Genomic DNA, 22,775 nt, shown 5'->3' with positions numbered 1-22,775 from the left:
GATATCATCGGAATTTGAGAAAAGGTCATGAATGATGGTGTCGGACAATTATAAACAATAAAAAGGGCTTTTCTCAAAAGTGTTTTGCTTTCAAGAAAAGCCCTAATGCTTATCGCTTATTGACGTGGCGGTTGATCATTATCATTACCAGGACGATCAATGTTAGGTGCTTGTTCGTAACCTGTTGTATCACCGTTGTCATCTTGTTGTGTCTCTTGACTGTCTTTTGGTTCAGTCTCATTTGTTGTATCGTCTTCATTGCGACGTTCAGATTGACCACGGTTGGCACGATCTGTCAATTCCTCTTGTTCGCGACGAATGTCATCATAAGACTTACCATATTTCCCTTCGTCAAACGCTTTATTTTCAGAATGGTTAACAACTTTTGCATCATCATAATTCACTTCTGGTAAATGACCTTCATGGAATAATGATTGAATTTGTTCTGCAACCAATGTTTCTTCAGTTAATAACGTTTTAGCGATTAATTTTAATTGTGATTCATGTTCTAACAAGATTTGTTTACAACGCTCATATTGTTCTTTAATGATACGTTGTACTTCTTTATCAATTTCATATGCGATTTGACCTGAATATTCAGGTTCACCAGACATGTCTTTACCTAAGAAGACTTGTCCACCGCCATGTGAAAATTGTACAGTACCTAACTTTTTACTCATACCGTATTGCGTCACCATTTCACGCGCGATTTGCGTTGCACGTTCAAAGTCATTTGACGCACCTGTTGAGACTTCGTTAAAGATAATATCTTCAGCGACACGTCCACCTAATAAACCACAAATCTTATCGAGTAATTCGGGTTCAGTCATTAAGAAGCGATCTTGTTTCGGTAACATCATTGCGTAACCACCCGCTTGACCACGTGGTACGATGGTTACTTTGTGCACCACTTCAGCTTCATCAAGAACCATACCGATAATCGTATGTCCCGCTTCGTGATGGGCAACGATATTGCGTTCTTTTTCAGAAATGACACGTGACTTTTTAGCTGGACCTGCAATGACGCGGTCTGTCGCTTCTTCAATGTCACGCATATCAATTTTCTTCTTACCACTACGCGCCGCAATTAATGACGCTTCGTTAAGTAAGTTTTCTAAGTCTGCACCAGAGAAGCCTGGCGTACGTTGCGCAATCGCTTTAAGGTCAACTGTTTCATCTAAAGGTTTGTTTTTAGCATGAACATGTAAAATCGCTTCACGACCTGTCACATCTGGACGTCCGACTTGAATTTGACGGTCAAAACGGCCCGGACGTAATAACGCAGGGTCTAAAATGTCAGGACGGTTTGTTGCCGCAATCATAATGATACCTTCATTTTCACCAAAACCATCCATCTCAACAAGAAGTTGGTTTAATGTTTGTTCACGTTCATCATGACCACCGCCAACACCTGCACCACGTTGACGACCGACTGCATCGATTTCATCTATAAAAATGATACACGGCGCATTTTTCTTCGCATTTTCGAATAAATCACGGACACGGCTTGCACCGACACCGACAAACATTTCAACAAAGTCTGAACCACTAATCGAGAAGAAAGGTACACCTGCTTCACCCGCTACTGCACGTGCAAGCAATGTTTTACCTGTCCCTGGTGGCCCAACTAATAAAACACCTTTTGGAATACGTGAACCCATTTGTTTGAATTTCTTGTTATCTTTCAAGAAGTCAACAATTTCAATGAGTTCTTGTTTCTCTTCATCCGCTCCGGCAACGTCTGAGAAACGTACACGGCCTTTTTGACTATCGTACATTTTCGCTTTGGATTTACCAAAGTTCATCATACGACCGCCACCACCGCCGCCTTGTGCTTGGCTAAGGAAGAAAATAAAGAGTAAAGCAATCACTAAAACAGGAATTAATGTAGAAATAATACTTACAAATACACTTTGTCCTTCTTCCTCTTTAACAGTAAAATCTAATCCTTTTTGGTCTTTGGCTGTTTCAGTAACTTTATTCAATTCTTGATCATTATTAAACAAAATTGTTGAAGCATAATCGTCATTATTTTTTAACTTACCGCTCACTTTATATACATTATTTTCCGGTTGAATTTCTAAAGATTTCAGTTCTCCATCATCCAACTTTTGAATAAATTGCGTGTAAGTTAACTCTTTAGGTACATTTCCATTACCATTAATCCATGAAAATAGCCCAAAGATAACAACGCCGACAATGGCTATAAACAGCACATTACGAAAAGCTTTCTGCATGCGTCGTTTCCTCCTACTTCAAATATAAAACTAATAAAAATTTTACCATAATTGTTACACAAATGGCTAGTAATTGACTTTTATCAACGTTGTGGATAAAACCCATTGAACATGACTATTTTGCGTACACTTCAGGTTTAAGCGTACCAATATAAGGTAAATTACGATATTTTTCTTGATAGTCTAAACCATAACCAATCACAAACTCATCAGGAATTTTTTTACCCACATATTTGGCTTCAATATCCGCTTTACGACGGTTCGGTTTATCGAGTAATGTCACGATTTCTAATGAGTTCACACGACGAGATTGCAATAATTCAGTAATTGATTTTAATGTTGTACCCGTTTCAAGAATATCTTCAATGATTAAAACATCTTTATTCTCGATTGATGAACTTAAATCTTTTAAAATTTGGACTTCACCTGTTGATTCCGTCCCACCGTGATAACTTGATACATCCATAAAGTCAATCGCAAGTGGCAAGTCGATGTGCTTAATGAGGTCTGTCATAAATAAAACAGAGCCTTTTAAAATCCCTACACAAAACAGATCTTTCCCTTGATAATCTGCTGTGAGTTTTTCACCTAATGTACGACAAATCTCTTGAATGTCATCCTCCGTGAGTAACACTTCTTTTACATCATTTTTCATGTATGTCATCTCCCATAAATTGAATCTTAATTACATCTTGATAGTCTTGCTGAATATACAATGTGCCAACAGCTAAAATGTCTCCATACGCCGTTTCGATGACTGGCATTTCTGTTCTCAAATATGCAGGAACTTTCGCATCAATCATCAGCCGTGATACTTTTTTATGATGACCGTTATACTGAGTAATGCGATCGCCGGATTGACGAGCACGAATGCGCAATTCCGACTCAGGCAAAGCAGACATGTCAGTGATCTGAACAGTGTAATGACCAAAACGATACGTTCCCGCTTCAGTTACTTGTACAGTATATGTATCTATGCTTTTTTGCATTGGGGCCATTATTACTAATTTATCATACACGATATCAGCATGCCATTGGTTTGTGTGCAACAATTGTGTTTGTGCCACTGAACTGGCCAATTTTTGAAACCAATCTGCATAAGTACGCTCACTTATCGTAACGGTATCATCAAATTGTCGCAACAACGTATCTAAGGTTAACATTTTAACATGGTACGTCAAACCGTTAAATGCGTTTCTTGATACTGTAATGGAATGTGCGTTTGTTGTCACAAATCGCTCAATAAAGTGGTCCACTTCACGCGCCATCAACATGAACGCTTCATCATGCCAAGCTTTAAGTTTTAACAACTGCGCTGACTGTAACTGCGCATTCTCGTTAATCTGAGGCAAAATGCGATTGCGAATATCATTACGGACGTACGCATTGCTTGCATTGGACACATCTTCAAAATAAGGGACATCGTGTTGCTGTTGATACGCTTGAATGACCTGCTTTGGTGTGTTTAACAATGGCCTTAACACACGATATCCCCTGCGCACGTCAACAGGCGTCATACCGAGTGCATTGCGTGTACTTTTCCCTGTGAACAACCGGTAAAAAATGGTTTCCACTTGGTCATCCTCGTGATGTGCGGTGAGTAAACAATCTGCATTCAGCTCTTGCATCATCCTATCAAACCATTCATACCGCATCTCTCGTGCATCATTTTGAATACTTCGCCCTTCTGCCACCACTTCCGACAAGTCCAATCGTTTCATATAGAACGGAATCTCATGCTGTTCACAATACCGCTCGATAAACGCCGCCTCTTCATCAGATGCTGCTCTCAAGCCATGATGTACGTGTAAACAAGTCAATTGGCGATAGGTGGATGCAACATCGTGTAACAATTGATGTAGTAACACCATGCTATCGATCCCTGTCGAAACAGCAACGACGATATGATCTGTCACTTTCCAATGTTGTTGCATATTGATGGTCACTCCTACATTAAAATAGAGGCTGAGAGTCAAAGTTATCCTTCGTTTCTCAACCTCTAAGTGATTATGCATACTTTAACGACGTGAACCTCTGCCACCACGTCGTGATTCTGTTTGACGCTTAATAGAAGTAAGTCTGTCTTCACTATCCTTTAAAAAGTTCGATAGCTTTTTCTCAAAGTCTTCTGGTTTTTGCGCCGGCTTTTGCTTACGTGGGCGCTCTTTTGCTTTTTTAATAGATAAACTAATTTTACCATCATCTGCAATAGATAATACTTTTACTTCTACTTCATCACCGACTGTTAAATGGTCTTCTACATTTTCGACATAGTTGTCTGCTACTTCACTAATATGAACTAGCCCACTTTTTCCTTCAGGCAACTCCACGAATGCACCAAATTTTTTGATACCAGTGACTTTACCTTTTAACTTACTTCCTACTTCGATTGACATTGTTATAATGCATCCTCCCGCTTTAGTTCGATATATAGTTCTATTATACGTTTGTTTAACTGTTTTCACAATGGCAAATTGAACATCGCCTTTTTTCTTTACGTTTTTTACTTGTTAACAATCCAAATCTAAAAGTGTACTACTTTTTCTCGGACTGTTGGTCTTTCTTAGCATCCTCTGGCAATTTAAAGATGATTTCACCATCATTACTTAAATAGTACTCATCTCTCGCAATTTTTTCGACATACGCATCATCGTTCAGATTGTTCAATTGTTCTTTTAGTTCAATTTCTTGGTCTTGCAACTTTTGGTATTGCTCTTCTTTCTTTTGACGTTCAATGGATGCTTCGTGGTTCCCTTTCACTTGTACGACCAACATGATTAACAGCACAATAATGATGGCGAGCAAAATTCCACCGAAAACAGAAATGCGCTTTTTAACAACCTTTTTTCGGCGCTCATGTCGCTGTTTTTTAGCATTTTTTTGGCTTGTATATTGGTTGCCGATATTTTGAATTTTTTGGGCCATGGGGCGTCACCTTTCTTTATTTACCCTTTACTGAATACGCGCTTCTTTAACAAGTTCGAACATCCCTTTAGCATTTTCTTTTGTCGCATGTTCGTTTAATCCTGTGACTTTAACCGTAACGATCTTTTGACCAAATTGAATCACTAACTCATCGTCTATTTTCACGTCTGTCCCCGCTTTAGCAGTGTTTCCATTCACCGCAACACGACCTTGATCACTCAGTTCTTTAGCAAGTGTACGACGTTTAACTAATCGTGAAACTTTTAAATACTTATCGAGTCTCATCACTATCCCCCCGTTCTAAATAAGCCTTTAATGCTTCTTCCGTAAAGTCTTTATTTTTGACTTCATCATACAATTTTAAGAAATGGCTCGCAAATACTTTCTCAAATTTGACGCGCTCTTTTTTACCTTCTGCTTGCTTTTCTGTTTGCCAAATCGATTTGACATCTTCTACATTTTGCGCAGTTTCATCACCAAAAATGTGTGGGTGACGTCGAATCATTTTTTCAGTTAAACTTGCGACGACTTCTCGCGTATCCATGTACCCTTCTTTACGGCCAATATTCGTATGCAATAATACTTGTAACAAAATGTCACCGAGCTCTTCAATCATATGCCAATCATCTTCGTTATCAATCGCTTCAAATAACTCATACGTTTCTTCAAGTAAATAACGCTTTAACGTTTGATGCGTTTGGACTTTATCCCAAGGGCAACCGTGTTCATCATCGACTAGACGTGCAATCACTTGATCCGCATAATCAAAATCACCATACAGCGCCGTCTCATCAGTCACTTTCGGTACAAAGACACTCGTTAAATTCGTATACGTCACATCATGATCTAATGCATAAATCGGACAACGTGTCACTTGTGCACCACTTTGATGTGCCCCATCAACGACCATCACTTCAAAATCGTCCGGATAACGTTCCATTAATGATAGCTTTAAACTGCCAGCCACCATATCGCTATAAACCTGTGTCACAATGGTCGCTGTTCGTGGATTGAGCATATCTACCGTTAACGCCGTAGCATCTAACATTGTAAAGCCATCGTTAGGATCAACATTCACCGCTTCAAACACATCATCAATAAAACTGCGTCCGCCTAACACTTTGACGTCAACATCATGGTCAGAGGCTTTCGATAATAGCAACTGTGTCGTCGTTTCAGCTACGCGCGGATGACCTGGCACAGCGTAGACAATATCCTCATGTTGCGCATATTCGAACAAACGCTCAGTAATCGCTTCATACACCGGTTCGAACGTCTCATGCGCTTCGTACACATCATCGAAACTTTCGATATCGATGCCTTCCAATTGCGCGATAACGGGATGGTCTTTCGTACGCACGTAAATTTTAGATTGTTGTTGAATTAATTTGTATATACTCACGGGTAATTCGTCTAAACCATAGTTCCCTAATCCTATAATTGTCAGTTGCTGTGTCATGATTTTCTTCCTTTCTCCCACGAAATGACTTTATCTCCAAACGGTAAATGCTTCCATTCCTCTTCGCTTAAAATATTGAGGTAGAGGAGCATAAAGATGATGCTACCCACGCCCACCATTGTTGCAATAAGGAGTTCAACCAAACCGCCAAAACGTGTCTCAGCAGGAATGAGATAATGACATAATTGTACAACAGCTGTCATCACCAATAAAGCTAAAACCAGTTTGACATAAAATTTTCTCAACGCGTGAAGACGATAGAGTTGTACGACACGGTGATGTAAGACAATGACAAATACGACTAAAGAACTCACTGTCGCCACACTCGCACCAAAAATACCGAACAACGGAATTGCGATAATATTGAGCACGCCTTTAGTCACCAATCCGATTAAGAGTGCGCTCATAATCATCCGAAACTGTTCATGCACTTCTAACAATGCAATGTACATCATAATGAGTGACACAAAGATGACCGTTAACATATAAAGCGATAATGTCCCCGTCAATTCTTCACGTTCAAAAAAGACACGGTTGAGCAATGGAATTAAGTTAATCAGTCCAATCCCACTTGCACTGCTGATCACAATCGTAATCTTCAGTGAGGCATTCGCGTAACTGTGCATTTGTTGCAATTGCCCATTTTTCTTCGTATCTGTCAAAAGTGGAATTAACACGAAACAAAATGTTGTTGTGACGATGAGCCCCATTTGAATAAAGGAGGCACCACGATCGAAAATTCCTTTTTGGGTAATCGCCTCGTCAAAGGTTAAATTCGTGCCATAACGCAACATATTCACCACTGTAAAACTATCCACCACTTGCCATAAAATGACGATTAAATGACTGATCGCAAAAATGACCGTTGCGACGAGAAAACGACGCCACTGTAAACTTTCTTGTTCGATTTGTTCTACAGGAAAATGACTTTTGAACGTTAAAAACATCGTCGCAATGACAAAGCCCGCTGTTGACGCGAAAATCGCCCAAGTGCCCGCCTGATAAATCGATACGTCTCGAGAGATGAACAACCCAATCACGACACCGATTAAACCGACGCGCACGAATTGTTCCAACACTTGTGAATACGCAGGCATGTGCATTTCGTATTTCGATTGAAAATAACCACGCAATAGACCGAGCGCCCCAACACAAACAAAACTAAAACTTGCCGCACGTATCATCGGCGTTAATTGCGGGTCCCCCATTAACAGCGCGACCGCTTTAGCACCGATGAACATCATAGCGCAAATGCCAAGACCTACACCTGTCAATATTCGACATAACCGAATAAAGAAAGGTCTCGATACACGCTGATGCCCAAGCACCTGTGTGTATGCACTCGGCAACGCATTACTCGACAACACAACACCTAATGCGACAATTGGATAAATTTGTTGATACGCATACAAGCCTTCATCACCGAGCACATTTTGATAAGGGACACGATATAAAGCGCTCAATATTTTGACGACAATCAACCCCAGCGTCAGAACGATAACGCCATTAAATGCTGTTTTAGATTTCATCTGGGAGTCTCAAACTTTCTTCCAACGTCTTCGCTAAAAACTTCAGTGACTCTAACCATTGTTTCCCTTTCGTCAATGTCACTTTCATACAACCCTCTTGCACGCCGACTTTCATCGCACGACCGAGCGCCATTGTATTTTTAAATAACGCTTCACCGTCAATATCATTCGTTCCTTTTTGTGTCAGTAAAATTTCAATCGCTTTACCCGTATCTTTCACTGACTGCACACCAACATGAAGCAGATGGACTTTAATTTCCACTGAGTCTAACAACTGTTCGACTTCTGTTGGATACGCATTGAAACGATCGAGCAATTCATCTTTAATGTCCATCAATTGTTCCATGCTTTCAGTCGCTCTCAACTTCTTGTAAATTTCAATTTTCGCTTGTTCATTGCGAATATATTCTGCTGGTAAGTAGGCATCGAGTTTCAAGTCTAACTCAAGCTCAGGCGCTGCTGTTTCTTGTTTAATGCCACGTTTTTCATTGACTGCTTCTTCTAACATTTGTGAATACAAGTCAAAACCGACAGAATCAATGAAACCGTGCTGTTGTTTACCGAGCAAGTTACCTGCACCACGAATGTTCAAATCACGCATCGCAATTTTGAAACCACTGCCGAGTTCGGTAAATTCTTTAATCGCTTGGAGACGTTCTTCAGCCACTTCATTCAACACACGATTTGTAGCATGAAGGAAGTAAGCATAACCGATACGGCTCGAACGCCCGACACGTCCACGTAATTGATACAGCTGACTCAAGCCAAAACGATCCGCATCTTCAATAATGAGTGTATTCGCATTCGGCACATCGACACCCGTTTCGATAATCGTCGTTGTGACTAAAATATCATATTCTCCATTGATGAAGTCGAGCATCGTTTCTTCCAAGTCACGCTCTGGCAATTGTCCGTGCGCAACGCCGATGGAAGCGTCTGGCATCAACATTTGAAGCTGTTCACGTTTTTCATAAATGGAGCTTACACGGTTGTAGAGATAAAACACTTGGCCATCTCGAGAAAGTTCTCGTTCCAAAGCTTCTTTAATAAAGTTCGTGTTTTGCTCTAGGACATACGTTTGCACTGGGAAGCGGTTTTCTGGTGGTGTTTCAATAATTGATAAATCACGCACTCCTAACATACTCATATGCAATGTACGTGGAATTGGCGTCGCAGTTAACGTCAACACATCGACGTTGGCTTTTAACTGCTTAATTTTTTCTTTATGACGCACACCAAAGCGCTGTTCTTCATCGACAATGAGCAGACCCAAATCTTTATACTCGACTGTTTTACCGAGCAATTTATGTGTGCCGACCACAATGTCAACAAAACCTGATTTCAAGCCTTCTTTCGTTTCACGCACTTCTTTTGCTGTGCGAAAACGACTCATCAACTGAATTTCGACAGGGAAGTCACGCATCCGCTCAATCAACGTTTCGTAATGTTGTTGCGCTAAAATCGTTGTCGGAACTAAAAACGCGACTTGCTTCCCTGACATGACTGCTTTAAATGCCGCTCTAACAGCCACTTCTGTTTTACCATAACCGACATCACCACATAATAGTCGGTCCATAGGTTTTTGGCTTTCCATATCATTTTTAATTTCGATAATGGATTTCGCTTGGTCTTCCGTTAAATCATATGGGAAGTCCATTTCAAATGCATATTGTTCTTCCGTATCTGGTCCAAATGGATAACCGACCGATTGTTCACGTTCCTTGTACAACGCAATCAGTTCATCTGCAATGTCTTCTACACTACGCTGAACTTTCGCTTTCGTTTTCTTCCACTCACTGCCGCCTAGCTTATACAGTTTTGGCGATTTATCTTCTGAACCCACATATTTTTGCACTTGCTCCATTTGATCAACAGGCACAAAAAGTTGGTCTGTACCTTGGTACTGAATTTTGATATAGTCGCGGTGTACATCACCCACTGCTAATGTTTCTACACCGAGGTAACGTCCGACACCGTGATGCACGTGTACGACATAATCGCCAACATTCAATTCTTGATACGATTTAATTTTTTCAGCATTACTTAACGTTTTGCGACGCTTTTTCGTACTCTTTTTCTGTTTTGACTTAAATAATTCACGCTCTGTCACCACAACAAGCGACATATAAGGCAGTTCGAAACCTTCCGACAAGCTGCCTTCAATAATCGCCGCATGTCCCGGTGCCATCGTTTCAACATCAGGGTCTAACAGTGTAGGAATGTGCATTTCACTTAACATCGCCTGAATACGTTCTTTTTTCGTTGCCGTTTCTACCATGACAACGACACGATCTTCTTGTCGCATATAGCGTTGGAATTCTGAAGTCATAATGTCGTATTGCCCATAAAATTGTTGTACCGGCTTACATGAAAACTTGATGATATCGTCTAACTTCATTTGCATTGAAGCAGTAAACAACGTGAAAAATGTGATTTTAAATTGGCGTAACATTCGATCAAATGCGTCATCATCCATAAAACGTTGGCCGATAAAACCTTTACCGCTTTCAATCAAATTTTGTAAAAAGTCTTCTGTTTCTACAGTGAGCGATTCCTCTGTCTCACGCACACGATTGTATTCATCTACTAAAATGACCGCGTTGTCTTTGAGATAGTCTAAAATCGTTGTAGGTGTGTCGTACATGAAAGCCACTAAACGACGTAACACTTGTGGATCGAAATGTGTCTCCTCAATCACTTGAAAGCTATCGTATGTCTCTTTTAAATCTTGACGGACCGACTTATCAATCTTAGGACGCGTTGTTTCGTAAGCTGACTTCAACGCTGTCATCATATGTTGGCGCACTGGTTCTGTCATAATATAATCATGCGCTGTCGTAATTTCTGCGCGTGTCACATTTTCCGACGAACGCTGTGTCTCTACATCAAACTGACGAATCGAATCGACTTCCGTATCAAACAGTTCAATTCGAATCGGTTCTCCAAGTAGCGGATAGACATCGATAATGCCTCCACGTACCGAAAATTCACCAATATTGGATACGACAGATTCACGTCGATATCCCATGCTCACTAACTTTTCTAAAAATGTGTCAATCTCAATATCATCGCCCACTTCAAAACTCATTTGATGGTCGCGCCACATCGCTTTCGGTGTCAGCAACTTTTTCAGACCATTTAAAGGGACGATAAATAACCCGCGACGTTCATTCGCGAGCGCTGTCAACGTGCGTACACGCTCACTCATTAATTCCGGGCTTTGCGTTGAAAATTCTTCTGTCATGATATCTTGAACAGGATATTTATACACCTCATCATCCGGAACAAACTGTAATAAATCCGCTTCAATCTTGTCTGCTTGATACAAATTGTTCGTGACCAGCACGACTTGGCGATGGTCCGATTGATACAGTTCCGCAATGATGGATGCTTTTGCGGCAGGCGTTAACCCCGTCACGAGCACATTGGATTGACCGACTTGCTCTGCTAAATCTTTAAATCTCGAGTCTCTATTTATGATTTCATTGATTATTGATTTCACTTCGCCTCACCATTATATCGATTCATTACGTTTTCGAATTTTTCATTACCTATAAATGCTTCTACTGCATCTGCCACATGTTGAATGACTGTATCCATCACTTTCATTTCATTCGTTGAAAAGCGCTGCAATACATAATCTTTGACCGCCATCCCATTCGAAGGGCGATCGATGCCAATGCGAATGCGTTTAAAGTCACTCGTGCCTAACATTTGAATGATTGATTTCATGCCGTTATGTCCACCTGCACTACCTTTTTGACGTAAACGTACATGACCTTGTGCTAAATCTAAATCATCATACAGTACGAGCAAATCATCTATCTCAACGTCATAATAATCCATCAAAGGGGCAACTGCTTCTCCCGACAAATTCATCAATGTCAATGGTTCGATGAGCATCACTTTTTCACCATTGATACGCTCTATCGTATATGCGCCACGAAATTTTTGCTTGTCGAGTTTGATTTGATGTCTATCTAGTAAATGATCGATGACTTCAAAACCGATATTATGGCGCGTATATTCATATTTTTTTCCTATATTACCTAAGCCTACAATACACTTCATCATTGACCTCCATGTTTGTCTTTCTCCTACGCTATTTTCATCATCATTTGCGTTTAATATCCCTATATTAACACATTTGACCTTGAACTTGGTGAATCGTCCTACTCCTATTATAGAACTTCTATCCGAAACACCCACAATATATCGCGAATTCAACAACGCTACACAGAGTCATGCAAACCCGAATCGTTACGCATACTATGTTTGACGCCTTTATGCATGATTTTATAAATGATGCATCCGCACAAATTATGAACGCTTGACTTAGACGATAATGAGACAAACACCACTTCAACACCCCACATTTTGAACTTTGCATCATCACTGAATACGTGTACGAACGCATTGAATATCATCAAGCGCTAGCGACAACGCCAAAAAGAGCTGATACCTATACGGCTCAGCTCTTTTTGCAGTGATACGATCATCACTTTTATTCTTCTTCTTTTTCTTCCTCGTCTGAAGATTCACCCACAACTTCTGGCTCTTCTTGAGTAGATTCGCCTTCCATTGCTGCGATTTCTTCTTCAGTTGGCTCTTCAGTAGGTGCAACAACTGAAACGATTGTATCTTCAGCTTCGTTTTCGATAGTGAAGTCACCAGAAACTTTAACATCTGCTACTGATAAGCTATCGTTGATGTTTAATTCGCTGATATCCACTTCGATATATTCAGGAATGCTGTCTGGTGTAGCAGTGATTTCTAAGTTGAATAATGGTTGTTCAACTACGCCACCTTCTTTAGCACCAGGTGCTTCACCAATTAAGTGAACAGGTACTTCTACAGTACGTTCTTCAGACATATCGATTGCTAAGAAGTCAATATGTGTAATTTGGTTTTTAAGTGAATCGTATTGATAATCTGATACCATTACTTTGATTTGTTTTGAACCTACACCAAGTTCAATAACACCGTTACGTCCAACTTCACGAATCAATTTGATGAATTCTACTTCATCAACTTTAACTGAAACGTTTTTTGTACCGTAACCATAAACAACTGCTGGTACTTTACCTGCTTCGCGGATTTTACGTAAGTCACCGCGAGTTTGTTTACCTTGACGAATAATAGACTTTAATGAAGCCATATTCATTTTCCACCTTTCCATTGCACACATTTGTGCTGCACTTGCCCATCAACCTACGTTGCTTGCAAGTGTGTATTTGTCCGTAATGACACGAACAGACCCATTTTACACGAGGGTCGATCATAAGTCAACACGTATTAGTCAAATAATACACTGACAGATTCGCGTTCGTACACACGTACAATCGCTTGTGCTAACAATTCTGCTACAGAAAGCTCTACGATATTGTTAGGCTTTTGCTCTTCGTTTAATTGAATTGAGTTCGTTACGACTAATTCTTGAATCGCTGAATTTTCGATACGTTCTTTCGCTGGGCCTGATAATACAGGGTGCGTACAACAAGCGAATACTTTGGTTGCACCTTTATCCTTTAATGCTTGCGCTGCTAAAGTTATTGTACCTGCCGTATCAATAATGTCATCAATAATAATGGCTGTACGTCCCTCAATTTCACCAACGATGTTCATCACTTCTGCTACGTTAGGTTTAGGACGACGCTTATCAATAATGGCAATTGGCGTTTTAAGGATATCCGCTAACTTACGTGCACGTGTCACACCACCATGGTCCGGTGATACAACAACACAATTTTCTGGGTCGATTTCTTCATTGTTCAAGAAATACTCTGCTAAGATAGGCACACCCATTAAGTGATCAATCGGAATATCAAAGAATCCTTGAATTTGAGGCGCATGTAAATCTAATGCAATCATGCGATCTGCGCCAGCCGTTTCAAATAAGTCAGCTACTAATTTAGCTGTAATCGGCTCACGGCTACGCGCTTTACGGTCTTGGCGTGCATAACCATAGTATGGCACAACAATGGTAATGTTGGCTGCTGAAGCACGTTTACATGCATCAATCATAATAAGAAGTTCCATCAAATGTACATTTACAGGGTTAGAAGTCGGTTGGATAATAAATACATCACAACCACGAATACTTTCTTCAATATTGATTTGAATTTCACCATCACTAAAACGTTTAACTGTACATTTACCTAATTCAACACCTACATGATCTGCGACTTCTTGTGCAAGTGGTTCGTTACCTTTCAATGAGAAAATTTTCAAAGACGAATTTTTATATTCGGTGTTTAACATTATTATGAATCCTCCAATTTTGTTTTGGTCACTCTTTTTGATTACAACAGACCGATTTTAGTCTTTCATGTGAAACTACTGCTCTTTTTGAGTCATATATCCTGGTTTTGTCACTTGTTTTGAGCGCGCGAGTGCTAAGCTATTGTCAGGAATATCGTCTGTAATTGTAGAACCCGCTGCAATGAGCGAACCGTCCCCGACAGTAACAGGTGCGATGAGATTTGTATTACAACCAATAAATGCATCTTTGCCTACAATCGTTTTAAACTTATTAACGCCATCATAATTCACAGTGATGGAACCACAACCGACATTCGTTCTTGCCCCAATTTCTGCATCACCAATATAGCTGAGATGTGATACTTTGGCTTCATCGTCTAAGCGGGCTTTTTTAATTTCAACAAAGTTACCGACTTTCGTTGCTTTACCCAAATCCGCACCTGGACGCAATTGCGCGAATGGTCCTACTGTAGATTGGGCACCAACAACTGCATCAGTAATGACAGAATGCTTAATGGTTACACCGTCATGAATGTGACTATTGTGTACTTGAGAATATTGGCCAATTGTAACGCCTTCACCAACAACTGTACGGCCAGACAACTGCACACCTTGTTCGATTATCGTATCTGGACCAATTTCAACTTCAGCCCCAATATAAGTTGAATCTGGGTCAATCAAAGTAACACCATTGTGCATGTGGAACGTATTGATGCGTTGGCGAAAAGCTTTTTCAGCTCGACTTAACGCCACACAATCATTGACACCCATGATCTCCTCAAAATCATCTGTATGATAAACTGCGACTTTACCCTCATTTTGAAGTATTAACGTTAAAACTTGTGGCAAGTAGTATTCATCTTGCGCGTTGTTGTTATCTACACGTTCTAACATCTCGAATAGCGTTTGATTGTCAAAAGCGAAAATACCTGAGCTGATTTCAGTGATTGCTTTCTGACTGTCATTTGCATCCTTTTCTTCAACAATCTCTGTCAATTGACCTTTTTCATCACGCACAATCCGACCATAGCCAAATGGTTGTGGCGCTGTCGCTGATAATACCGTAGCTTGCGCGCCTTCTTGTTCGTGATGTGCCACCAAACGAGACAATGTTGCACTTGTAATTAATGGTGTGTCACCACAAACGACAAGTGTAATCCCTTCTTTTGCTGATAAATGCTCAACTGCTGTTTTTACAGCATGTGCCGTACCCAGTTGCTCTTGTTGAAAGCTGTATAAAGAAGCATCCCCTAACTTCTCTTTCACACTTTCCGCACCATGACCGACAATAGTCACAACTTGATCAACACCAGAAGCACGCACTTGATCAATTACATGACCAATCATCGGCTTCCCGGCAACGTGATGCACAACTTTAGCTTGCTTCGATTTCATCCTTGTGCCTTTACCCGCTGCTAAAACGATTGCATGTTTTTGCATGGCAATGAACCCTCCATTATCTTATACACTTCTATACAATTATAATTTAACCCTACACACACTTTCAAGGCGTAAACCTATAAAAGCCAATTCAACACTTTAGACATTCCAGTTATACGTTGCCTAACATGTGCGACGAAACAACCTTTTCAACACTATTTTACACCGCTTCTCAGATAAAAATGATGGCTAGAACGTCCACATTTCAACTATCGTAATAAAAAAGGCTTTGCCATCGCAACAATGACAAAACCTCATAAAAGAAAAAACTATTCAACTTCTTCTGTACCTTCTGATGTTTCTGATGCTGGTTTTTGAGCAGGTAAAACCTCATCAGTTTCATCATATACTTTCATTACCGCATCTTGAATCTCTTGTCTCATTTCAGAGTTGATCGGATGTGCGATATCGCGGAATTCACCATCTGGTGTGCGTTTGCTTGGCATAGCTACGAATAAGCCTGTATTACCTTCAATCACTCTCAAATCGTGAATAACGAATGATTCATCTAAGGTAATCGATACTAAGGCTTTCATTCTGCCATCTGTTTGTATTTTTCTAAGTCTAACGTCTGTCACTTTCATGTAGTGAGCCCCCTATAGTAATTTAAGTATACTTTAATAGTATGTTTCAAGAAGTCATCATCTTAACTTTTTGATTATATCTCTTTAACCTCAGCAATCATTTCAATCTCTATTTTAACATCTTTCGGTAAACGTGCGACTTCCACTGCACTTCTCGCAGGACGGTGTGTGTCAAAGTATTTTGTGTATACTTCATTCACTTTTTGAAAGTTTTCCATATCCGATAAGAAGATTAAAACTTTAACAACGTGATTCAAATCTGACCCAGCAGCATCCAATACCGCTTTAAGATTTTCCAACACTTGCTCAGTTTGCTTTTCTACATCATCGCTTACAATTTCTCCGTCTAAATTCAATGGGATTTGACCAGAAGTGTAAACGAGTCCGTTGACGATTGAAGCATGTGAGTAAGGTCCAACTGCTTTAGGTGCATTGTTCGTGTTAATGATTTTCAAAGATTGAACGCTCCTTTAACCTTTAAAATTTAGATAGACTATTCCCTGACTCGACTTTAAATTCTTGATTGTATTCATCGACATCAGAGAGACGTACTAAGGAAGTATAATCTTCAATCAGTCGTTGTTTGACTTCTTTGGATTCTACAAGTACTGATACCCCTTTTACGTGGGCTTTAAACTCATTCATTAAATTCATCACCCCATTAATTGAACCACCAGCACGCATAAAATCATCCACAATCAACACATTTGAATGTTCCTTTAACGTACGTTTAGATAATACCATTGTTTCGATTTTTCTTGTCGATCCTGAAACATAATTGATTGAAACCGTTGAACCTTCAGTCACCTTATTGTCTTTACGAATGACGACAACAGGCAAATTGAGTACACTTGCCACAGCATTCGCCAACGAAATCCCTTTTGTGGCAATCGTCACAATCGCATCCAACTCTTCTTGCATATAAATCGTCGCAATGAGTCGACCTACACGTTTTAACAATGCAGGGTTCCCCATGAGATCAGAGAGGAATAGGTATCCCCCAGGCAATAAGCGCTCTTTTTCTTGCAGTAAAGCAATCACTTCATCAATCACCGCTTGCGCCTCATCCTTTTGCATTTGCGGGCGATATTTCACACCCCCACTTGCGCCAGATATCGTTTCCACTGTCCCTAATCCTTCTTTAACCAATGTATCTTTAATAATTTGAACGTCTTCACTAATAGATGACTTTGCTTGTTCAAACTTGGTCACAAAATATGTCAGTGGGACGAGTTTATTCGGGTTATTAATTAAATATTGTGTCATATAAACAATACGTTCACTTCTTTTGTATCGCACTGCTGTCACCCTTTCTCCTTTTTACCCCAGTGTTCTCACGAGATAGACATCGTTACAACAACCGCTCACCGCATTAAAAATATGGCGCGCTTGTCGTTCGCGTTGTGCAAAGCCATATACCGTTGGACCGCTCCCACTCATCAATGCACCATCCGCACCGTTATTCAGCATATTCGATTTGATTTTAGCAATTTCGGGCTGGAGCTGCATAGAAACTGGCTCTAAGCGGTTAGACAGACTCTTGCATAACGCATCATAGTCGTTTGCTTCAATTGTTTTTAAACATTGCTCTGTATGAACTGGAAAAGGTTGACTCAAATCTAGCCCTCCATAAATCTCTGGTGTCGATAAACCCGCTTGTGGTTTGGCAACAATGACCCAAGCTGAAGGCATTTTCGGTAAAATCTCAAGAATTTCACCACGTCCTTTACAAAGTGCCGTTGTACCATGCACACAAAAAGGGACATCTGAACCAATCACTGCTGAAAGCTCGCTCAATTCATCAAGAGATCGATTTAATTCAAACAAACGATTCATCCCACGCATAGTTGCAGCTGCATCACTTGAGCCTCCTGCAAGACCCGCTGCGACAGGGATATTTTTTTCTAAAGTAATCGTTACACCTTGCTTAATTTTGTATGTTTCTTTCATCAAAAGTGCTGCTCGATAAGCTAAATTACGATCATCAGAAGGAATAAACGTTTCATCCACTTTTAAAACGATGCGCGAATCATTTCTTTTTTCAAATGAAAGGCGATCGTTCAAATCAATCGTTGTCATAATCATTTCAACTTCATGATAACCGTCATCTCTTTTATACAAAGTATCCAATGTCAAATTGATTTTAGCAGGAGCTGTTTCATAAATCATTCCAATTTCCTCTTTCCAAATGGTATTACTGTGATTTTAACACATAACCGTTTATAAGTGCGCTCATACAGTTAAAAATGACGCTTCTTTGCCCATACATGCCACATGCCGGCAAATGGCTTCATCATCAACAATGAATATCAGTCCATCAATTGACATGTAGGATGGGACATAAATATTTTTGATGGTATTGATGCAATATTTTGTTTAACTTGCCCTTCCGCTATGAATTGTATTTTTGATTGCCCTCATGGCTTCGCATTTCTTAGGGGCTGGCCCTTCAACTAACTAACGCTTGATTAAACTGTTACATTTGTAGAAGCGTTAGTGGATTTTCCGGACCAGCTGATCCCTCAAGAGTCTCAGCCTTCTGGCAATCATACTCCAAATACTGGAACAGAGGGCAAGTTTCTGATATGAGGGCAATCCATATCATCAATTTTTCATGCCCAACTCTTCCTCATTTTCGTCGTTATTATCATCAACTGTAGATATAGCTTCACGATAAATAGAGATGGGCATTTCATAATGTCCCAGTCCCAGACAGCTACTGCGTTAAACAGTAGCCATTATAAAAGTTAGAAGATGTCATTTTGTTTTCGATTTCATCCCTCAGGAGTCTCGCCCAATTTAGCAATTGAATATCAAAATCATGAATGAATGAAGACACCCCCATAACATCCAATGATGACGTCCATTCATTCTCATTTTTGGCTGTTTTGTTATCATTAATAAAAACATATGGACTAGGAAAACTTAATGTTCCAAGATCAACAAATGATGAGACGCTATCAAAATCAAATCATCGTATCACCGTTGTTCCACACAATTTCACGTGTACAAGAACCACGTATCACAAAAATTCATCGCCTTAGTTTAACAAGGATAACGCGATTTAAAAAGTTTGATGCAAGTTATGATGACCCTCATTGAAGCATTGCACCGGGTAACAAGCAGAAAATCTTGTACATTTGCCCAATCACATAAATCATTCACCAAGCAAACGTTTGACATCGCGACACATTAAAAAACCACTCTACTCACATCGGTAGAATGGTTATTATGTAGATAGTCTCTGTATTTTTATTGTGCGATAACTTCTTGTTGTAACTCATCTTCTACAAATGACACTTGAACATTTTCCGTCAATACATCTGCATAAGTATAAGATACACGTTCAAAATTATGTTTCTCTGGGTCCAATTCAACAACGAACACTGATGGGTATGTCTCAGTCAACACGCCGCAACGTTCAATCGTTTTTTTGCGACCACCATTAGCTTTCAGTACAATACGATTTCCTAATTGACAATCAAGAGAGTTTTTGATGTCTCCAATAGATTTTGGCATATTGCTCCACCTCGCTACAAGTGTATTATAACACATCTCGAAGTGTTTCGTCAAATAAAATTTTAATTTTAGCAAGGTAGAAAGCCGTTGTCAATCAATTTATAAGGACAAATTAGGGAAATTTTCCAATTCCGCATACAAACGTGCATATTCTTGTATCGATAGCGTTTCACCGCGTCGTTTTGGGTCTATTCCCGCTTGCTCAAGCCATTGTAAAATCGACTCTTTCTGTTCTTTACCATTTTCAAATAACGTTTGGTAGTTGTTGTAAATCGTTTTACGTCTTTGGCTAAACGCGCCTTTCGTCATTTTGAAAAACGTATTCGGTTCATCCACATCCACGATAGGTGTGTCACGCTTCATTAATTTGACAACAATTGAATCCACATTTGGCGGTGGCATAAAGACCGTTTTCGGCACTGTGAGCACTCTAGATGTTTCCGTGTAATATTGTGCCACAATGGATAATGAGCCGTATGCCTTCGTACCGACTTGTGCATTTAAACGTTCACCGACTTCTTTTTGCATCATGACCACATAGCCGTCGATATTCAAATCTTGCTCGAGTAATGTTAATAATATGGGTGTCGTAATATAATAAGGCAAATTCGCAACGACCATAATTTTCTCACAGTGAGACAAATGCTGTTGAATCGCCTCAGCCACATTCGCCTTTAAAATATCTTCGTTGATTACCGTCACATTGTCATAAGGCGATAATGTATCGTCAAGCACAGGAATAAGGCGTTGATCAATTTCAAAAGCTAAAACATGTTGTGCATTTTTAGCGAGCTGTTCTGTGAGTGAACCCATCCCAGGCCCAATTTCAATGACACCTGTCGTGCGATCAATCCCACTTGCATCAATAATACGATTAATAATATTCACATCGATTAAAAAGTTTTGACCTAAACTCTTTTTAAAGTTAAAGCCATATTGATTTAATAGTGCACGTGTTCTTGATGGCGTGGCAATATCTTTATCATGCATATCTTTACTCCTCTTCTTCTAATGCTCGACGTACATCCGCTTCCGTATAGCCGAATGCATTAAGCTTTTTTAATAACTGCTTTCCGTTAGAATGACCGATGTGCAAACGCTTGCCAAGAAGGTTACGGCGATGTCTTGCAACAGGGCCAATGATGAGACCTAGATCAATGAGCACACCTTTACTAATCGTTTCATGTGCTTCAGATAACGGCGTTGACACGTGCATTAGTGCTTCACGAATATCTTCTAGACTGGCATGTTCGACACCAATTTTCCCACGCTTATTTTTCGCACGTTCACGGTCAATAAAGGCATGCTTTACACCCGGCACCGCTTCACGAATCGTCGTTCTAATTTTATCACCCGGGAAATCAGGGTCCGTTAATACAATCACACCACGCGTTTCTTGGGCTTGACGTATCACATCTAAAATATCTTGGTCAATCGCACTTCCATTTGTTTCAATCGTATCGCAAGTCACAGCACGTTGCACACGCTCTGTATCATCACGGCCTTCTACTACAATAAATTCATTGATTTTCACCATTGCACCTTCTTTATGTTTGTTTCTTTATAACCCAAATAGTTTTTCTGCATTTTCCGTTGTTTGGCGTGCCACTTCTTCATATGAAATACCACGTAATCGCGCAATTTCTTCTGCCACTAAAACGACACGTGCAGGTTCATTCCGTTTACCACGGTATGGATGTGGCGTTAAATAAGGCGCATCTGTTTCAACAAGTAGGCGTTCTAATGGCACATGTTTGGCCACTTCTTTAGGTTGTTTTGCATTTTTAAACGTCACAGGTCCACCTAATGAAATATGGAAATTCAGCTTGTTGATTACGACATCAGCAATTTCTGGAGAACCACTGAAACTATGCATAATACCGCCTACTTCTTCAGCATGCTCTTCCATCAAGATATCGATACAATCTTGTGTCGCTTCTCGGTTATGAATCACGATAGGCAATTTCACACGTTTCGCTAACGCAATTTGTTTGCGGAACACTTCTTTTTGAATATCTTTCGGTAACTTGTCCCAATGATAATCTAAGCCCATCTCACCAATACCAATCACTTTAGGATGTTTCGCTAATTTTTCAATCCACGCTAAACGCTCCTCCGTAAAGTCAATCGCATCAACTGGGTGCCAACCAATAATCGCATAAATAAAATCATAATCCTCGATCAATCGCATTGCACGTTCAATCGTTTTCGTATCAAAACCGACAACAAACATGCGATCCACGCCAGCATCAAGCGCGCGTTGAATCACATCCTCTAAATCTTTGTCATATTGATCCGCATTCAAATGCACATGAGTATCAATTAACATCAAAATCCTCCTCCATCATTCAAAATCACACTATCCTATTCATACATTACTTCACTATTACCACATTAAAAACATTCCACACATCAATCCCCATTTGAGGCACTCATTAATCTCCTAATACCTACTCCCCTCAAAAACTGAAGGATGATTGTGAGGGGCGTACTTTATGACGTACGGTTTGCTTCTAATCACTTCAAACCACCATTCATCAGTTTGAGGCACTCATCCTCTCTTCACACACCCAAAAACTGAAGGATGATTGTGAGGGGCGTACTTGACGACATGCCGTTTGCTTCTAATCACTTCAAACCACCATTCATCAGTTTGAGGCACTCACCCTCTCTTCACACACCCAAAAACTGAAGGATGATTGTGAGGGGCGTACTTTATGACGTACGGTTTACTTCCAATCACTTCAAACCACCATTTTCAGTTTGAGGCACTCATCCTCTCTTCACACACCCAAAAACTGAAGGATGATTGTGAGGGGCG

At 40.1% G+C, this 22,775-nt stretch carries 21 protein-coding genes; all 21 read right to left on the bottom strand.

From position 1 onward, the window contains the following. Positions 1-116 precede the first annotated feature (116 nt). Positions 117-2,237: an ATP-dependent zinc metalloprotease FtsH gene (ftsH, locus tag CD138_RS01480; protein WP_019169413.1), complete on the bottom strand. Its 2,121-nt coding sequence runs from the start codon at positions 2,235-2,237 to the stop codon at positions 117-119. A 115-nt stretch (positions 2,238-2,352) separates the two neighbouring features. Beyond that, positions 2,353-2,892 carry a hypoxanthine phosphoribosyltransferase gene (hpt, locus tag CD138_RS01475; RefSeq protein WP_019169414.1) on the bottom strand — a complete coding sequence of 180 codons (540 nt, stop codon included), beginning with the start codon at positions 2,890-2,892 and terminating at the stop codon, positions 2,353-2,355. Beyond that, positions 2,882-4,171, bottom strand: a complete 1,290-nt coding sequence (tilS, locus tag CD138_RS01470) for a tRNA lysidine(34) synthetase TilS (protein ID WP_019169415.1) — start codon at positions 4,169-4,171, stop codon at positions 2,882-2,884. Before tilS ends, hpt begins: the two co-directional genes overlap by 11 nt. Positions 4,172-4,255: 84 nt before the next feature. Continuing rightward, positions 4,256-4,633: a S1 domain-containing RNA-binding protein gene (locus CD138_RS01465; protein WP_014614797.1), complete on the bottom strand. Its 378-nt coding sequence runs from the start codon at positions 4,631-4,633 to the stop codon at positions 4,256-4,258. A gap of 139 nt (positions 4,634-4,772) precedes the next feature. Beyond that, a complete protein-coding gene (locus tag CD138_RS01460; protein ID WP_019169416.1) occupies positions 4,773-5,162 on the bottom strand; it encodes an FtsB family cell division protein in 390 nt (129 codons plus the stop codon). A 27-nt stretch (positions 5,163-5,189) separates the two neighbouring features. Further along, positions 5,190-5,447: an RNA-binding S4 domain-containing protein gene (locus tag CD138_RS01455; protein WP_019169417.1), complete on the bottom strand. Its 258-nt coding sequence runs from the start codon at positions 5,445-5,447 to the stop codon at positions 5,190-5,192. Further along, a complete protein-coding gene (locus CD138_RS01450) occupies positions 5,434-6,621 on the bottom strand; it encodes a MazG nucleotide pyrophosphohydrolase domain-containing protein (protein ID WP_019169418.1) in 1,188 nt (395 codons plus the stop codon). The genes CD138_RS01455 and CD138_RS01450 overlap by 14 nt, the downstream gene beginning before the upstream one ends. After that, positions 6,618-8,150, bottom strand: a complete 1,533-nt coding sequence (locus CD138_RS01445) for a polysaccharide biosynthesis protein (RefSeq protein ID WP_019169419.1) — start codon at positions 8,148-8,150, stop codon at positions 6,618-6,620. The genes CD138_RS01450 and CD138_RS01445 overlap by 4 nt, the downstream gene beginning before the upstream one ends. Continuing rightward, positions 8,140-11,643, bottom strand: coding sequence for a transcription-repair coupling factor (gene mfd / locus CD138_RS01440; RefSeq protein WP_373364637.1), 3,504 nt, complete (start codon positions 11,641-11,643; stop codon positions 8,140-8,142). The genes CD138_RS01445 and mfd overlap by 11 nt, the downstream gene beginning before the upstream one ends. 5 nt (positions 11,644-11,648) lie before the next feature. Beyond that, on the bottom strand, positions 11,649-12,221 hold the full coding sequence (gene pth / locus CD138_RS01435; protein WP_019169421.1) for an aminoacyl-tRNA hydrolase: 573 nt from the start codon (positions 12,219-12,221) through the stop codon (positions 11,649-11,651). A gap of 433 nt (positions 12,222-12,654) precedes the next feature. Then, entirely contained in the window at positions 12,655-13,308 is a 654-nt protein-coding gene (locus CD138_RS01430) for a 50S ribosomal protein L25/general stress protein Ctc (protein WP_019169422.1), read from the bottom strand. A 137-nt stretch (positions 13,309-13,445) separates the two neighbouring features. Then, positions 13,446-14,411, bottom strand: a complete 966-nt coding sequence (locus tag CD138_RS01425) for a ribose-phosphate diphosphokinase (protein WP_019169423.1) — start codon at positions 14,409-14,411, stop codon at positions 13,446-13,448. Positions 14,412-14,486: 75 nt separating this feature from the next. Next, entirely contained in the window at positions 14,487-15,851 is a 1,365-nt protein-coding gene (gene glmU, locus CD138_RS01420; protein ID WP_019169424.1) for a bifunctional UDP-N-acetylglucosamine diphosphorylase/glucosamine-1-phosphate N-acetyltransferase GlmU, read from the bottom strand. A 269-nt stretch (positions 15,852-16,120) separates the two neighbouring features. Further along, positions 16,121-16,435 carry a septation regulator SpoVG gene (spoVG, locus tag CD138_RS01415; RefSeq protein WP_019169425.1) on the bottom strand — a complete coding sequence of 105 codons (315 nt, stop codon included), beginning with the start codon at positions 16,433-16,435 and terminating at the stop codon, positions 16,121-16,123. Between the two features lie 74 nt (positions 16,436-16,509). Then, positions 16,510-16,890 carry a RidA family protein gene (locus tag CD138_RS01410; protein WP_019169426.1) on the bottom strand — a complete coding sequence of 127 codons (381 nt, stop codon included), beginning with the start codon at positions 16,888-16,890 and terminating at the stop codon, positions 16,510-16,512. A 22-nt stretch (positions 16,891-16,912) separates the two neighbouring features. Next, a complete protein-coding gene (purR, locus tag CD138_RS01405; RefSeq protein ID WP_026066914.1) occupies positions 16,913-17,734 on the bottom strand; it encodes a pur operon repressor in 822 nt (273 codons plus the stop codon). 21 nt (positions 17,735-17,755) lie between these two features. After that, positions 17,756-18,604, bottom strand: a complete 849-nt coding sequence (ispE, locus tag CD138_RS01400) for a 4-(cytidine 5'-diphospho)-2-C-methyl-D-erythritol kinase (protein WP_019169428.1) — start codon at positions 18,602-18,604, stop codon at positions 17,756-17,758. Positions 18,605-19,687: 1,083 nt separating this feature from the next. After that, positions 19,688-19,954 carry a biofilm formation stimulator Veg gene (gene veg / locus CD138_RS01395; RefSeq protein ID WP_019169749.1) on the bottom strand — a complete coding sequence of 89 codons (267 nt, stop codon included), beginning with the start codon at positions 19,952-19,954 and terminating at the stop codon, positions 19,688-19,690. A gap of 99 nt (positions 19,955-20,053) precedes the next feature. After that, positions 20,054-20,944 carry a 16S rRNA (adenine(1518)-N(6)/adenine(1519)-N(6))-dimethyltransferase RsmA gene (gene rsmA / locus CD138_RS01390; RefSeq protein WP_019169750.1) on the bottom strand — a complete coding sequence of 297 codons (891 nt, stop codon included), beginning with the start codon at positions 20,942-20,944 and terminating at the stop codon, positions 20,054-20,056. Positions 20,945-20,948: 4 nt separating this feature from the next. Next, positions 20,949-21,488, bottom strand: a complete 540-nt coding sequence (gene rnmV, locus CD138_RS01385; RefSeq protein WP_026066935.1) for a ribonuclease M5 — start codon at positions 21,486-21,488, stop codon at positions 20,949-20,951. Positions 21,489-21,515: 27 nt separating this feature from the next. Then, the gene (locus CD138_RS01380; protein WP_019169752.1) at positions 21,516-22,283 is read right to left on the bottom strand and encodes a TatD family hydrolase; all 768 of its coding nucleotides are present in this window, start codon (positions 22,281-22,283) and stop codon (positions 21,516-21,518) included. Positions 22,284-22,775 lie beyond the last annotated feature (492 nt).

This window comes from Staphylococcus intermedius NCTC 11048, assembly GCF_002902385.1.
Taxonomy (GTDB): Bacteria; Bacillota; Bacilli; order Staphylococcales; family Staphylococcaceae; genus Staphylococcus; species Staphylococcus intermedius.
This window is presented reverse-complemented; position numbering and strand designations above follow the sequence as displayed.

What these genes read in the sequence shown, in the direction of transcription:
- ftsH (WP_019169413.1), bottom strand. Translation starts at nt 2,237, where the DNA reads ATGCAGAAAGCTTTTCGTAATGTGCTGTTTATAGCCATTGTCGGCGTT.
- hpt (WP_019169414.1), bottom strand. Translation starts at nt 2,892, where the DNA reads ATGAAAAATGATGTAAAAGAAGTGTTACTCACGGAGGATGACATTCAA.
- tilS (WP_019169415.1), bottom strand. Translation starts at nt 4,171, where the DNA reads ATGCAACAACATTGGAAAGTGACAGATCATATCGTCGTTGCTGTTTCG.
- CD138_RS01465 (WP_014614797.1), bottom strand. Translation starts at nt 4,633, where the DNA reads ATGTCAATCGAAGTAGGAAGTAAGTTAAAAGGTAAAGTCACTGGTATC.
- CD138_RS01460 (WP_019169416.1), bottom strand. Translation starts at nt 5,162, where the DNA reads ATGGCCCAAAAAATTCAAAATATCGGCAACCAATATACAAGCCAAAAA.
- CD138_RS01455 (WP_019169417.1), bottom strand. Translation starts at nt 5,447, where the DNA reads ATGAGACTCGATAAGTATTTAAAAGTTTCACGATTAGTTAAACGTCGT.
- CD138_RS01450 (WP_019169418.1), bottom strand. Translation starts at nt 6,621, where the DNA reads ATGACACAGCAACTGACAATTATAGGATTAGGGAACTATGGTTTAGAC.
- CD138_RS01445 (WP_019169419.1), bottom strand. Translation starts at nt 8,150, where the DNA reads ATGAAATCTAAAACAGCATTTAATGGCGTTATCGTTCTGACGCTGGGG.
- pth (WP_019169421.1), bottom strand. Translation starts at nt 12,221, where the DNA reads ATGAAGTGTATTGTAGGCTTAGGTAATATAGGAAAAAAATATGAATAT.
- CD138_RS01430 (WP_019169422.1), bottom strand. Translation starts at nt 13,308, where the DNA reads ATGGCTTCATTAAAGTCTATTATTCGTCAAGGTAAACAAACTCGCGGT.
- CD138_RS01425 (WP_019169423.1), bottom strand. Translation starts at nt 14,411, where the DNA reads ATGTTAAACACCGAATATAAAAATTCGTCTTTGAAAATTTTCTCATTG.
- glmU (WP_019169424.1), bottom strand. Translation starts at nt 15,851, where the DNA reads ATGCAAAAACATGCAATCGTTTTAGCAGCGGGTAAAGGCACAAGGATG.
- spoVG (WP_019169425.1), bottom strand. Translation starts at nt 16,435, where the DNA reads ATGAAAGTGACAGACGTTAGACTTAGAAAAATACAAACAGATGGCAGA.
- ispE (WP_019169428.1), bottom strand. Translation starts at nt 18,604, where the DNA reads ATGATTTATGAAACAGCTCCTGCTAAAATCAATTTGACATTGGATACT.
- veg (WP_019169749.1), bottom strand. Translation starts at nt 19,954, where the DNA reads ATGCCAAAATCTATTGGAGACATCAAAAACTCTCTTGATTGTCAATTA.
- rsmA (WP_019169750.1), bottom strand. Translation starts at nt 20,944, where the DNA reads ATGCATGATAAAGATATTGCCACGCCATCAAGAACACGTGCACTATTA.
- CD138_RS01380 (WP_019169752.1), bottom strand. Translation starts at nt 22,283, where the DNA reads ATGTTAATTGATACTCATGTGCATTTGAATGCGGATCAATATGACAAA.